The sequence below is a fragment of the Frankia sp. CgMI4 genome (genome assembly GCF_001756285.1).
GTDB lineage: Bacteria > Actinomycetota > Actinomycetes > Frankiales > Frankiaceae > Frankia > Frankia casuarinae.
The window spans coordinates 38,890-52,658 of the sequence record NZ_MAQZ01000061.1 but is presented as its reverse complement, the minus strand read 5'-3'; the positions used below and the strand labels follow the sequence as shown (position 1 = coordinate 52,658).

Annotated in this window: 12 protein-coding genes; 1 reads left to right on the top strand and 11 read right to left on the bottom strand. The window is 70.2% G+C overall.

Annotated elements, in window-relative coordinates:
- Nucleotides 1-80 precede the first annotated feature (80 nt).
- Entirely contained in the window at nucleotides 81-1,295 is a 1,215-nt protein-coding gene (locus Manayef4_RS09260) for a hypothetical protein (RefSeq protein ID WP_254665552.1), read from the bottom strand.
- A 315-nt stretch (nucleotides 1,296-1,610) separates the two neighbouring features.
- On the opposite strand from Manayef4_RS09260, the gene Manayef4_RS09255 reads away from it, so the two are divergent.
- The gene (locus tag Manayef4_RS09255; protein ID WP_070131350.1) at nucleotides 1,611-2,486 is read left to right on the top strand and encodes an SDR family oxidoreductase; all 876 of its coding nucleotides are present in this window, start codon (nucleotides 1,611-1,613) and stop codon (nucleotides 2,484-2,486) included.
- Here Manayef4_RS09255 and Manayef4_RS09250 read toward each other — a convergent pair.
- From Manayef4_RS09250 to Manayef4_RS09205, 10 genes are all read right to left on the bottom strand, one after another.
- Nucleotides 2,374-3,441 carry an LLM class flavin-dependent oxidoreductase gene (locus tag Manayef4_RS09250; RefSeq protein ID WP_070131321.1) on the bottom strand — a complete coding sequence of 356 codons (1,068 nt, stop codon included), beginning with the start codon at nucleotides 3,439-3,441 and terminating at the stop codon, nucleotides 2,374-2,376. The genes Manayef4_RS09255 and Manayef4_RS09250 overlap by 113 nt on opposite strands.
- Nucleotides 3,442-3,496: 55 nt before the next feature.
- Nucleotides 3,497-4,105 (bottom strand): hypothetical protein, encoded by a 609-nt coding sequence (locus tag Manayef4_RS09245; RefSeq protein WP_070131320.1) that lies wholly within the window; start codon nucleotides 4,103-4,105, stop codon nucleotides 3,497-3,499.
- 105 nt (nucleotides 4,106-4,210) lie between these two features.
- Nucleotides 4,211-5,287 carry a hypothetical protein gene (locus tag Manayef4_RS09240; protein ID WP_070131319.1) on the bottom strand — a complete coding sequence of 359 codons (1,077 nt, stop codon included), beginning with the start codon at nucleotides 5,285-5,287 and terminating at the stop codon, nucleotides 4,211-4,213.
- A 135-nt stretch (nucleotides 5,288-5,422) separates the two neighbouring features.
- A complete protein-coding gene (locus Manayef4_RS09235) occupies nucleotides 5,423-5,908 on the bottom strand; it encodes a hypothetical protein (RefSeq protein WP_011434820.1) in 486 nt (161 codons plus the stop codon).
- Nucleotides 5,909-6,155: 247 nt separating this feature from the next.
- The gene (locus tag Manayef4_RS09230; protein WP_070131318.1) at nucleotides 6,156-7,043 is read right to left on the bottom strand and encodes a hypothetical protein; all 888 of its coding nucleotides are present in this window, start codon (nucleotides 7,041-7,043) and stop codon (nucleotides 6,156-6,158) included.
- Nucleotides 7,040-7,519, bottom strand: coding sequence for an OmpA family protein (locus tag Manayef4_RS09225; protein ID WP_254665551.1), 480 nt, complete (start codon nucleotides 7,517-7,519; stop codon nucleotides 7,040-7,042). The genes Manayef4_RS09230 and Manayef4_RS09225 overlap by 4 nt, the downstream gene beginning before the upstream one ends.
- A 140-nt stretch (nucleotides 7,520-7,659) precedes the next feature.
- Nucleotides 7,660-8,763, bottom strand: coding sequence for a class I SAM-dependent methyltransferase (locus Manayef4_RS09220; RefSeq protein WP_070131316.1), 1,104 nt, complete (start codon nucleotides 8,761-8,763; stop codon nucleotides 7,660-7,662).
- 56 nt (nucleotides 8,764-8,819) lie between these two features.
- Nucleotides 8,820-10,727, bottom strand: coding sequence for a serine/threonine-protein kinase (locus Manayef4_RS09215; protein WP_070131315.1), 1,908 nt, complete (start codon nucleotides 10,725-10,727; stop codon nucleotides 8,820-8,822).
- A 130-nt stretch (nucleotides 10,728-10,857) separates the two neighbouring features.
- On the bottom strand, nucleotides 10,858-12,348 hold the full coding sequence (locus tag Manayef4_RS09210) for a serine/threonine-protein kinase (RefSeq protein WP_256388613.1): 1,491 nt from the start codon (nucleotides 12,346-12,348) through the stop codon (nucleotides 10,858-10,860).
- 122 nt (nucleotides 12,349-12,470) lie between these two features.
- A complete protein-coding gene (locus Manayef4_RS09205) occupies nucleotides 12,471-13,634 on the bottom strand; it encodes a TAXI family TRAP transporter solute-binding subunit (protein WP_070131313.1) in 1,164 nt (387 codons plus the stop codon).
- Nucleotides 13,635-13,769: the final 135 nt, after the last annotated feature.

Sequence of the window (13,769 nt, the reverse complement as noted above, 5' to 3'; positions counted from 1 at the left end):
GGCGCGGGCCACGGCTGCCTCGTAGTCCTAACCGACTACCCTCTCCGCACGCGTACTAACTGATCGTTCTAGGAGATCAGTTAGTACGAGGACCGGACGCCGTGGCTCTGCACCGCCCCCCGGGCGGTGGCCAGCGCCTGCGGTGAGAAGTTGATGTTGGACTGGTCCATGAAACTGAAGGCGAACAGCCCGTCCAGGCTGAGCTTGCGCACCTCGTCACCGGCGAGCAGGGCGTGCATGTCCGCGTCCCAGGCCGCCTGCGACCCCGACTTGAAATGCGCCACCATGACCGGGCCGTACTGTCCCAGCAGCTTCGTCATGTTCCGCACGTCGGCGGCGTTGGAATCGTTCCCCATCGCCTGGAAGCTCTGGAAGTCCGACGCCCGCAGCACGTCCGCGAAGTGTGTGATCAGAGAGCGGCCGCCGCCCTTCACCGGATCGTCCCAGCGGCTCTGCCAACCGCCCCAGCCCAGCGACACCCGGGCGTTGGGCGCCCCGGCATGGAAGATCTCCTGGGTCGCCAGATAGCGGTCCTGCAGAGCCCGGTAGTAGTTCGTGGTCTCGGGTGTGGCGGCCCACTCGTTGGACTGGCACGGATATGTCTGCAGTTCGGTGAAGAGCGTGACGTAGAGCGCCGGGCCGTTCGCGGGTCCGGCGAAGATCGAGGCGAGCTCGCGGGCGTCGGTGAGAAAGGCGCCGGACAACGGGTACTCCCGGCCGCAGGCGGGGCCATGGGAGGTCTGGAAGGTCCCCACGCTGCCGGTGCCGTCGAGCCAGACGACGAGATGAATGCCGTGGCCGGAACGGTAGACCTCGGGAATCAGGTCCGCCCGCCACTTCCGTAGAAAGCTCAGGTCGCCCGGGCCGTTGTACCAGGTGGTGAGAAAGTCCAGGTTCCCGGCGAGCGGCGAGGCGAGGGCGCTGTCGAGCGCCGGCCCGAGACCAAAGCGCAGCTTGCCCGGCTGGGTCGCCGGGACGGGTCGGATTCCCGCCGCCAGCGCCCGGCCCCAGGGGCCGGGCCGCGGATCCCCTTCATCGTGTGGTGCATGGGCGCCGGGTGGTGCATGGGCGCCGGGTGGTGCATGGGCGCCGGGTGGTGCATGGGCGCCGGGTGGGCCGGGAAGGCTGGCCGCGCTGGTGGGCCCTGGTCTGTCCGGGCTACTGGGCCCGGCCGCGCTGCTGCCGTCGCGGCCGCGGTGTTCGTGACCGAGGGTCGCGACAAGAACAGCACTCATGGCGAGGAGGACGAGGACGAGTGCGCCGGGATGTCGCGGCATTCGACTACGTAGGGACACGATCCTCCTGCCGCGGTTGCCGGGTAGCGGCGAAATTGTAGTTGATTAGACGCGCATCGGAGTCATTCTTCGTGGGTGAGTCGAGCGGAGCGGGTGAGGGACTCTGACGGCGATGGTGACTTTCCGTAGTAATTTTCGCCGGGTTGTCGATGCTTGGCGTGAGCGATCTGTCGCCTAAGGGAAAATCCGCCTAGTGCCGGGTGAGTGCTCCTCCTTCCGGGTGTTCGATGATGGCGTTTCCTGACATCGCCCTGTGGCGTGCCCGGCGCGCCCGGCGCGGACGCCCGTGCGGAACCCCGGCTGAGCAGGAGGAGCATGACCGCCGACCCGGATCTTCGGATGAGCACCGCTCTCATCACCGGCGCATCCTCGGGCATCGGCGCGGCGTTCGCCGAGGCATACGCGGACCGTGGAGCCCGGCTCGTCCTCGTGGCGCCGTCCGAGCCGAGGCTGTGGATGGTCGCGGAGCGCCTCGGCGCCCGGTACGGCACCGAGGCGCACGTCATCGCGGTCGACCTCGCCGACGAGCGTGGTCCGGACCGCCTCGCCGAGGCAGTCGCCGAAGCGGGCCTGGAGGTCGACATCCTCGTCAACAACRCCGGGTTCGGGACACGCGGTCCCTACCACGAGCTGTCCGCCGACCGGGATCACCGTGAGGTGATGCTGAACGTGGTGGCTGTCGAACGGGTCGCGCACCTGTTCCTGCCGGGCATGGTGGCCCGGGGCCGCGGCACGGTCATCAACGTCTCCTCCACCTCGGGTTTCCAGGCCGTCCCGTACATGACCGTCTACGGGGCCTCGAAGGCCTTCGTCCTGTCGTTCTCGATCGGCCTGTGGGCCGAGTACCGCCGGCGGGGGGTGCGCGTCCTCGCGTTATGCCCCGGACCGACCGACACCGAGTTCTTCGAGGTGCTGGGAACCCGGATGTCCGCCGGTGGCCGGTTGCGGACCACGGACGAGGTGATCGCCACCGCGTTCCGTGCCCTCGACCGCGGCCAGCCGTACGTCATCGACGGACGGCTGAACTACCTGACCTCCAACGCCTCCCGGCTGCTGCCGCGCGGACTGGTCGCGCGGATCACCGAACGGGTACTGCGCCCCGGCCGCTCGCGGCCGCCGGACCCGTCGATGTCAGTCCGCCGAGTTCGGCCACCAGCTCGTAGGAGCGGATCCGGTCCGCCAGCCGGGTGACGTTGGTGACGACCATGACCTCGTCGGCACCCGTCTCGTCGAGCAGCGCGTCGATCCCCGCGCGAACCGTCACCGGGGAGCCGACGATGTGCGAGGCGGTGGCGGCCTCCGCGATCGACCGCTCCCGCGAGGTCCACGGGTAGGCGGCGGCCTCCTCGGGCGAAGGGAACACCCCGGGGCGGCCGCTACGCAGCCGCAGCATCGCCAGCCGCTGCGGTCCGGCCAGCCACTGCGCGTGCTCGTCGTCGGCGGCACAGAGCACCGCGGCGGCGACGATCGCATACGGTCGTTCCCGGCCGGGCGAGGGACGGAAGGACTTCCGGTAGAGCTCCAACGCCGGCACCGTGTTCACCGAGCTGAAATGGTGCGCGAACGCGAACGGCAGGCCGAGCATGCCGGCCACCTGGGCGCTGTAGCCACTCGATCCCAGCAACCAGATGGGCGGTACCTCGGCCCGCGGGAACGCGGTGACGCCGCGCCTCGGGTGCGAGTCGGGGAAATTCCCCCCGGCCAGAAAGGTCGTCAGTTCGGYGAGCTGCTCGGGGAAGTCGTCGATGGCTGACAGATCGCTGGTGCGGCGTAGAGCCCGGGCGGTCGCGGGATCGGTGCCGGGAGCACGGCCGACACCCAGATCGATCCGTCCCGGGAAGAGGGTGCCCAACGTGCCGAACTGTTCGGCGATGGCGAGTGGCGCATGGTTGGGCAGCATCACCCCACCGGACCCCACCCTGAGGGTGGTGGTGGCCGCGGCGACCTGACCGATGAGGATCGAGGTCGCCGAGCTTGCGATCCCCGGGATGCCATGATGCTCGGCCAACCAGTATCGGGTGTATCCGAGCCTTTCGGCATGTCGGGCGAGTTCGAGTGTCCCGTGGACCGCGTCGGTGGCGGGGACRCCGGTGCCCACCGGGACGAGATCCAACACGGACAGGGGGACAGGTCGGGCCGGGCTCACGGCTGGTTACAACGAAGCATCCGGCCGCGCTCTTCCCCGGGCACCCCGGGGGCCATCAGCCGCCGACCGTCTCCATGTAGTCCTCGGCCACCTCGTCGAGATCGTCCGTCGGATAACCGAGGGCGACGCGCACCCGCCGCCGGCCGACCAGCAGGAGATCGAGCATGAAGTCGGGGACCGTGGCGTGCTCGCAGCGGTGGTAGCCCATGGTGAACCAGGCGTGGGCGTCGGTGAGCAGACCGATTGACTCCAGGCTCTCGGCCACGGCCTCGTAGACGCCCGGATCGACCGACCGGGACGCCTTCAGCTCGGCCCGCAGCGCGGCCGCRTCGTCCTGCTGACCGTTGCGCAGCAGGCCGTCATGCAGCCAGACGCGGGGATCGACCGGGCACTTGCCGCCGTCCGCCACCGCCGCCCGGTAGCAGCGGATCGCCTCGTCCCAGTCGTCCGCGAGCCCGTACTGGCTGCCCGCGTCGACCAGCAGGGATGCCCGGGTGACGCGTTCGCTGTGCGTCTCGCTCCGTTCGGCCAGGGCCTCCAGAGTGGCCGCCGCGCCGCGATGGTCGCCGTTTCCCGCGGCCTTGAAGACGATCTCGTCTACGTCGTCATCYGAAAGGCCGTCATCCGAAAGGCCGTCATCCGAAAGGCCGTCRTCCGAAAGCATGGGAATATTGTCACCCCCGGTTGTGGGGCCGGCACGCGGGCGGCGTGCTCTTCGATGGCGGTCTCATATGGTACCCGTCAGCCGGATCGGTACCCGTCAGCCGGATCAGGATCGACGGGCCATCTTGAGGGTCTTCTCCAACTGCTCGCGGTCCACCTCGGCGACCCGGCCGTTCGTCGGGACGGTCGGGATGTGGCCACCGCCGAGGACGAGGTCGGTGGTGTGCCGCAGGCCCATGTCCTTCTGCTCCACGTCAAGGATGGCCTCCTCGACCCGGTAGAGCTTCTCGATCCTGGAGACCTTCGCCTCGACCTGGGCCGCGACGATGCGCAGCCGCCGTTCGGCCTTGGCCAGCCGCCGTTCGAGCCGACGGTCGACGATGTTGGGCATCGGCTCGTCCCGTTCCGTCGGGTCGTGCAGGTAGAGCTCGACCGCGACGGCGACCAGCGGGATCAACGCCTGGAACACGATCACCGCGCCGCCGGTGCTCTCGCTGGCCGATCCCTGGGTGCGCACCAGCACTCCGGCGATGGACAGCAGCAGGAAGATCGCGGTGGTGAGGGTCAAGGCCAGCGGCGACGACTTCGACTCCACCAGCTGCTCGCGGATCTCCGGATCGATCTTGAACCGGCCCGCGTCGGCGTCGGCGAGCATCTGCTTCTGGGCCCGTGCGAGGATCGACGCCTTGATGCCGTGGGCGAGCGCCACCCCGGCGATGAACACGGCGACCCCCAGCAGGCCGCCCAGCCACCATTCGGGCCCGTACCCGCCGACATCGGCGAGGACGGCGTAGGACTGGGCGAAGACGTAGAAGTCCAGCGCCGCGAGCACCGTCAGCACCGCGGCCCGGGCCGGGCCCGCCAGTGCCATCTGCGGGATGCGTTCCTGCACCCCGACGCTGCGCCACAGCCGGCCCTGCTCGACCTTGTTCTTGATCAGCTCGGTCCGCCGCTCTCGGCGTTCGGCCCGGGAGTCGATCTCCATCCGGAGCTCGGCGATCAGCTCTTCCAGGGTCCGTCCGTCGGCCCGGACCGCGGCGCGGACCTCCTGGACCTCCGCGTCCTCGAGGCTCTTGAGGACCTTCGGGCGGGTCTCGGCGCCCRCCAGCGCAATGTCGGCGTCTCCCACCCGGCGGATGAGCTGCTTGGCCAGACGCCCTGGCTGGTTTCCCCTACGCAGCACCTTGGAGGTTCCTACTTTCCGATCTCGGTCCTTCCGGGTTCGACCGGACGGGTTCGACGGGACATTCGACGAGAGGTTCCACGGAGCTGTCGGCCTCGTCGGCTGCTGGTCGGTGTGGTTGGCGTGGTCGGCCGGTCAGTCGATCGGACGGGCGAAGGTGCCGCCGACGAAGCAGAGCATGGCGCAGACGATGCCGAGCACCGAGGCGACCATCGCCTCGCGCGCACCCTGGGCCTCGTCACCGGAGAAGACCATGGTCAGTACGAGCGTGCCGACCCCGACGACCGCACCGACGGCCCCCAGCAGGAACCGTCGCTGGATGGTCTCCCGCGGCGGCAGCCTGGACAGYGCGTCGATCGGGGCGATCCGGCCGGCCCGGGCCTGGTTGCCCACACGGCGGCGGATGTCGCGCAGTCGGAAGGTGTTCCCGGTGATGAAGAAGCTGAGCGCGGTCACGATCATCGAGCCGGTGACGGAGACCTTCGCGAACGGCGACGACAGGGTCAGCCAGACCCAGATCTCCAGCACCGCGAGCATGAGCAGACAGCTGGTGATCACGACCGTCGAGCGCATGAGGGCCGGGCTGAAATGCTGCTCCTCGGGCTCGTGAAGAACACCCATGGGTCGCCTCCTTGCGTGGGTTTCCACCGGTGCTGTCGCGATCATCAGTGGCTCGGACGTGTCGGCGTGGTGCGCGCCGCGGCGGATGCGGACGGGGTGTTCCGGGATCTCGGGTGCTCCGGCGACGGTCGCGGCCGGACTTGAGGTGGCGGTGAGAGTGGTCAGTGCAGTGCCGCTTTCGATGGGGCCGGGCTGGTCGGGGGCATGAGGATGATGACGCCGGGTGTCCGGCCGGGGCGGGGCCGTCCTAGCTGCAGTCACTGCTGATCCGTCGGCACAGCTCGCCCTTGAGGTAACGGGCGAGGTCCTGCTGCGGGCGGTCCGCTGATCCCTCGTTGACGCCGATGAAACGCACCCTGTCGTTTCCGACGGAGGTGATCTGCCGCGTCTCGAAGCACCGTTTGACCAGTGCCTCGGCGATCGACACGGAGGCCTTCTTACCGTCGACGTTGAGGCAGTCGKAGTCCTGGCCGGTCCCCAGGAGGTCCGTCCAGACCAGCACGGTCACCTCGTTGACCTTCACATCGGGCGTGGAACGGACGGCGTTGATCTCGTCGTYGATGCCGGCGAGCAGGCCCGTCACGCTGCCCTTCGGGCTGACCCGCTCGGTTTGGACGATGTGGTCGATCTCCTGACTGAGCACCTTCGACGCGGCGAGCCGGTCCTTCTCCTCGYGTCGGTCGTTGTTCCGAGTGATCTGGAACATCCGGTCACCGTGGAAGCAGTCCGAGTAGGTCATCGGGCCGCCGCCGCTGGCGACCAGCCGGATGTACTCGCCGTTCTTCAGCGCGGTGTCGAGATAGGGCTGGGTCCGGGCGGTCACCCGCCCGGCCGTCTCGGGCGAGTTGTCGGACAGGTCGAGAAGGATCAGTAGCAGGGGTGCGCCGTTGTCCGGGGCCTTCTCCTGGTATCGGGTGCAGTCCAACGGAGCGGAGGCGTCGGCCCTGCCCAGCAGACCGCCGGTGTTGCAGGCGGTGAGCATCGGCGTCGCGAGCAGCGTCGCCGCGACCAGACCGGCGAGCCGCCTGCGCCGGGCCCGTCGCCGCGGCCCGGCAACCATCAGATCGTCCTCGGTGGCATCCTCGGCCGCCACCGTGGGAGCGACGGGAACAGCGACGGGAACATTGCTCGTCATCGCAGCACGATCTCCACTCGGCRCCGGCTCGCGTCGGCGACGCCGTCCTGCGCGCCTTCCTCGCCCTTGCCCTCGACCTCCAGCACCGAGCCGGGGATGCCCTGAGTAGCAAGCCACGACTCGACCGCCTTGGCGCGATCCTGCGACAGCCGCAGGTTGTCCTCGGTCCGACCCAGCCCATCGCTGTACCCGATGACCGCGATGTGGCCGGGGTGTTCACGGATCGACGGCAGAATCTGCCCCAACGCGGTCACGGCCTCCCTCCGGAGCTCACTGCTGTTCGAGTCGAACAGGTAGTCAGCGCTGACCGTCGTCACCTGGCTGCCGTCCGGCTGGGTGATGAACTTGCTCAACGGTGGCAACGGATCAGCCGCGACGRCAGGCGCGATCCGGGTAGCCCGTGGCGCCGGAGTGAACGAGGCGGTGTCGCCGCCGCTGGAGGAGCACCCGGCCACGAGCCCCAGCGCCGCTGTCATGACCACGCCCGCGCACGTGCGGACGGCCGGATTGCCGCGTCGCCTGAACGTGGCATCTCCGGGTGTGGAGTGAGCGTGATACACGGTCTGCCCCTAACGGCGAATCCGGGGCTCACCATAACGGGGGGGATCGGGCCGTCTCACCGCACCCTGGGGCGTTGTTCGCATAGTGTGTCAGCCCGTCGCGGCGTTGAGTCGGTGGCCTGGTACGCGCCGCATCCATGCTGATCGGCACCCGAGGCCCCGGAAGGGAGCTGGGTTACGAAGATCGAGGTGGAGGGGACGTATCCGCCCCGGATCGGTCCCCATTGCCCCCAGGCCCGCTCCTGGCCAGGAGGCCATTCCGGCTCGATGACGTCGAGCAGGATCAATCCCGCGGCGACGATCTCGCGGACCCGGTCGCCCATTGTGCGGTGCGTCTCGGTGTAGATCGCGCTGCCCTGCTCGTCATGCTCGGTGTAGGCGCGTCGGTCGAAGTAGCTGTGGAAGACCCGCAGGCCGTTCTCGTCCGGGTCATCCGGCAGGCACCAGACGAACGGATGGGTCGTGGAGAACACCCAGCGGCCGCCCGGCCGCAGCACCCGGGCGATCTCCCGCATCACGGTGCCACTGTCGGCGACGAACGGGACCGCGCCGAACGCCGAGCAGGCCACGTCCACGCTGGCGGCCGCGAACGGGAGCGCCGTGGCGTCCGCCTGGACGAGCGGCACATCGATACCGGTGCGGATCCCGAGCGCGCGGGCCTGGTCCAGCTGTCCGCCGGACAGGTCGAATCCCACCACCCGGGCGCCCTGCCCGCGCAGCCAGCGGGCGCACTGCGCGCCGCCGCAGCCGACTTCCAGGACCACCTTGCCGGCGACGTCGCCGAGCAACCCGATCTCGGACTYCCGCAGTCCCTCCGGGCACCAGCAGAAGTCGCTGTCGCCGAGGAACGCGCCGTGCTCCGACTGGTAGTCCGCCGCGGCATCGTCCCAGTAGAAGCGGCTCGCCCGGCGGGCCGTGTCCGGGTCGATGTCACGGTAGCCGTAGGCCGGCAGCGGCGCGGAACCGTCCTGATCGGTGTGGCTTGGGCCGGTGTGGCTTGGGCCGGTGTGGCTTGGGCCGGTGTGGCTTGGGCCGGTGTGGCTTGGGCCGGTGTGGCTCGGACTGGTGCGGTCGGTTGGGCCGGTGGTGCCGATGCTGTCGATTGTGCCGGTGCTGTCGGCGATGTTGTCTGGACTTTCCACGGTGACCCATGCTGGCATCCGGACCCGCGGCCACTCCGCTCGGGATGGGCGTTCAGGTCACGACCGGGGCCTGTTTACGGAGCGTGATGGGTGACGGCCGCGCCGATCACCGCGCGGTCCTCGGTGATGGTGACCGGCGTGTACACCACCACGCCGGCGGGATTGCGGTCGACGAGACGTCCGCGGCGGCTCTCCCCGACAAGACGGGCCCGGCCCTCCAGCGACCCCACGCCCACCTCGTGGTCGGCYGGGCCGAACGGGCCGGTACCGACCAGCCCGGCCTGCTCGGGAACCTCGGTCACGTAGATCCGCACGATCGCTCCGGGCACGGTCGTCCAGCGCAGGACGGTGCCGCCCAGGGTGGAACGGGCCTCCAGATCCACCACCGCGCGCGGCCGTGCGACGACCCGCACCAGTACCTCCGCGGCACCCGACGGGGCGACGAGACTATCCGAGGCGTCCGCTCCGGCGACCCACACCTGGTAGCGGTAGATCGCGCCGGGTGCGGTGTCCTGGTCGAGGAAATAGCCGTCGGATCCGCGGAACCGGCGCTTCGCGCCCGACAGCGGGGAGGTCTCGGCGAAGGTCCGTTCGATGACGATGCAGCCCTGCCCCGGAACCGGTCGCCAGGACAGCGCGACCGCGTCGTCGATCATGCTCGCCCGCAGCGCCGTGACGGGCGGGAAGAGCGTGCGGGTCGGGGTGCGGACCGGTACGGACCGCAGCTGGCCGGATTCGCCGGACACCGTGGTGACCACCTCGTGCCAGTGCGGGACGCCCCTGGGCACGCCGGCGTCGAACAGCTCGGTGGCCGTGGTGATGCCCAGGCTGCGTTCGCGGCGGCCGCCGGGGGCCGTGGGGTCGACAAGAACACGCGACACCCGGTAGGAGGCGCCCTGCGTGGTCGATGGTTCCCATCGGAGCAGGACCGCGCCGTCCTGCTCCACCGCGGTGAGCTCCGTCGGGGCGGCAGGACGGCCGGTCTGCGGCGCGCCGGGATCGACGTGTCCGCTGGGCGCCTGGCCGGGCACCTGGCTGGGCGCCTGGCCGGGCACCTGGCTGGGCGCCTGGCCGGGCACCTGGCTGGGCGCCGCTCTGGCGGTGGGCCCTGGATGCCAGGACAGCTCGTCAACGTGGGCCGCCCGACGCGGCGGATCGGCCTGGGCCGCCCGGGCGAGCAGCTCGTGCGCCCGGGCCGGGGTCATCCGCCGGCCGGGGTCCTTCTCCAACAGGCCGTCGAGCACCGCGGCCAGCTCGCCGGCCCGGTGCGCCTGGGCGGGCGGCTGCAGCAGGATGGCCGCGAGCATCGCGCCGAACGTGTCCCGCTCGAACGGCGGCCGGCCCTCGACGGCGAAGTACAGCGTGCCGCCCAGGCTGAACAGGTCCGCCTCGAAGGTGGCGGGCTGGTTGTTCAGCCGCTCCGGCGCCATGTAGAGGGGGGTCCCGAGGACACCGGTGACGGTGAGGGTCGGGTCGCCRTCGCCGGTGGCGATGCCGAAGTCGGTGAGCACGACCCGTCCATCGGTCCCGATCAGGACGTTCGACGGCTTGACGTCACGGTGAACGATGCCATGCGCCCGTGCCGCGACGAGGGCATCGAGCACCGCGGTCCCGATCCGGGCGACCTCGGCAACGGGCAGGGGCCCGTCGGACCGGACCACCTCGAACAGGGACCGGGACGGCACGAGCTCCATCACGATCCAGGGCAGGCCGTTTTCCAGGAGCACGTCGAGGATGGTGACGACATGCGGATGGCCGCGAAGCTTGGCCGCATGGCGCGCCTCCCGCAGGGCGCGTTCGACCCGGTCTGCGCGTTCGGCCTCGGCGACTCCGCCGGCGAACTCGATCTCCTTGAGGGCCGCCTCGGTCTCCAGCACGGAGTCGAAGGCACGCCACACCGTCCCCATCGCACCCGCACCCAGCCGCGCGACGAGTCGGTATCGGCCCGCCACCATACGGTTGCCTACCGGAACGGTAGCCACGACACCCCCTTGGCTTCCTCCATTGTCGCAGGACAGCTTCCCAGGTGGACAGAAATATCGAGACGCTGCCGAGCAGCCCGCTCGCCGGGGTCGGGTCGGGTGACCCCGGGCTGGGCCGGGGTTGGGTCGGTCAGGACGGGTCGGGGCGTTCCGGCACGAGGTGCTGGCCGGGGGCCGCGGCGCCGTGCAGGCGCAGGGTCGCCCCGGCGGCGTCCGTGCCGGCTTCCCCACCGGTGTTCGTACGGGATACCGGGTGGGTCGGTTCCAGGAGCCGGTGTGACCCCACCGGCTCACCCGGTCCGTCGGTTCCAGGCCGATCCCCCGGGGCCGGCCGGGACGGCGCCATGGCGCCCGCGAAGGCCGTGGCGACGATCAGGGCGCCGGCGACCGACAGCAGCACGCGATTCGGCTCGTCAACATCCAGGACGCGCGCGAGCAGCAGACCGATCCCCGACCCGCTCACCGCCGCGGCCACGGTCGTCAGGACACCGATCCGCCGGTCGCTCAGGAAGATCATTTGCCCGCAGATGAGGCCGATTATCGCGGCGGCCACCGGCCCCACGACGGCATGGCCGGTCCGCTCGGTTTCGGCGGCCCAGACCCCGACCGTGGCGGCCAGACCGGTCAGGGCGAGCAGCGCGGTCAGGACCGATGGCCGTGACGAGGACGGGGATGGCCGTGACGGATGCGCGGGCCCGACTGCGGGGAATGACGGCGTCGGGACGGGTGAGGGTGTGGGGGGAGGGGTTGCCGGCGGGCCGGGATTCGGGGTCGGCCGGGTCTGCTCGCGGTTCGGTTCCGCACCCGTGACCGGGGGGACGTCGTTGCTGGCGTCGGCCGTCTCCTCGGGGGAGAGCCGCTGGGTGAGCAGGCGGACGAGCTCGCCGGCGGAGGGCCGGTGCCCGGGGTTCTTCGTCAGGGCCTGACGAACGGGACCGAGCAGCCGCTCGGGCACGCCGTCGAGCTCCGGCTCGGTCGAGCTGATGTGCAGCGCCACGATCTCCGGCGCCTCGCCGCGGAAGGGCCGCCGCCCGGTCGCGGCGAAGACCACGCAGCATCCCCAGGCGAAGACGTCCGCGGCCGATCCCGCCTGCTGGCCGTTGATCTGCTCGGGGGCCATCCAGACCACGGTCCCGACGAGTTCGCCCGCCTGGGTGTAGCCGGTGTAGTCGGCCGACCGGGCCACCCCGAAGTCGATGACCTTGGGACCGGCCCAGGACATCACGATGTTCGCCGGTTTGAGGTCGCGATGCACCACGCTGGCGGCGTGGATCGCCTCGAGGGCCGCGGCGAGACCGATCGCGAGCCCATCCAGAGGGCGGCCCGTGAGCGGGCCGCCCTCCTGGACGGCGGCGCGCAGGGTGGGGCCCGCCACGTATTCGGTCGCGAGCCAGGGCTTCGGCCCGTCCACCTCGGCCCTGATCACCCGGGCGACGGTGTCGGCTCGCACATGCCGGGCAGCCGAGACCTCGGAACGGAAGCGGGCACGGAACTCGGGGTCACTGGCATGCACCTCGTGCGGCACCTTCACCGCGACGGGCTGGTCGTCCGGTCCGAATCCCAGGTAAMCAACGYCCATGCCGCCGGCGCCGATGCGATTGTGYAGGCGATAGGGCCCCATCACCCGCGGGTCGGTGTCGTTCAGTGGTCGTAGCACGGCTGGTCCTCGAGCGTCCCTGTCCCCGGCGGCACTGCCTTTGGTGGCGCTGTCACGTTGGTGGCGCTGTCACGTTGGTGGCGCTGTCACGTCGCACCACAGCCCGGTGGCCGTCGGAATCTCTGAACGTAGTATTCCGCGGCGGCCCGATGCAGCGGTATATAGCAGAAAAGTGGCCCCTCGTAGACGGACAGCGCGTCCGGGACCGTCCGTCCCCCGGGGTTGTCGCCCCACAGCTCCTTCGCGTAGTCCTGCGGATCCCGGAACAGTTCGGCGGTCGCCCGCCTGACCAGCACCGGATCGGCGTCCGCATGGGCGAGCAGGCCGTTGGGGATCGTGACGGTCCGGACCGGCGAGATCCCCCGGTAGTCGTCGGGTCCGAGGCTTCCGGTGCCGAAGACCGGCCCGGCGAAGAAGTGCCCGCGGGACCGGTAGAACTGGTCCCAGTCGGCGGTGATGCCGTCCTGGTAGCTGGACAGGTCGAGCAGGCGCAGCCTGGCGCCACCGGCGATGGCGTTCTTGATCTGCCGGGTTCCGGCTCCGCCCGCCCAGACCACCGCGTCCACCTTCCCGGCGGACAGGCGGCGCAGGGCCTCGTCGATGGAGGATTCGTCCAGTTCGCCGCGGCAGTCCTCGGACAGGRCCACCCGCAGGAGCACCTCGCTGATCTGCCGGACCCCCGATCCCGACCGGCCGGCGGCGATGGGTCGGTGGCAGAGATCGGCGAAGCGGGTGATGTCGACGTCATCCGACCTGCTGGTGGGGTCGCGCACGATCACGTGCAGCAGGTCCTGATGGACGGGTCCGATGGTGCGCAGACCCGCCACCGGGTGGCCACCGCGGTTCGGATCGAACTGGTTGACCCCCTCCGCCGCGTCGACCGTCGTGTTGAGCTGCGCGATCGCCAACCCGCAGACGCGGCTGTCGGGTGATTCCAGGTTATAGATGTTCTCCGTGGAACCCGCCGTTTCCACGACGTCCACGTCGAAGTGTTCCGGGGCGGCTTGYAACCGGGTCCGCAGTACCCGGGCAAACTGGTTGTAGGGTGACCCGACACTGCCAGTGAAGATCTGTACCGAAGTGCAGGCGGATCGGCCCGCCGGCGGCCAGGCGGCCGCCCTGGAACGATCGGACGTGGTAATGAGCAAAGTGACGACGGCGACGGCGAGAACCACACCGATCACCACGGTGAGGCGTTGCCGTCGGGTCAGCCTTTCCGGCCGGGACCCGGCCGGTTGGTCCGTCGACACCGCGCATCCTCCGCTCTGGGATGTGGATCATTGACGACCATGGTCGCGGAATGCGGGAAATCGTAGAGGAATCGGCAGAGCAGGTTCACAGCCGGGGGTGCGGTGGTAAAGCGCCCCGCTGCCAGCTTCTCGGAA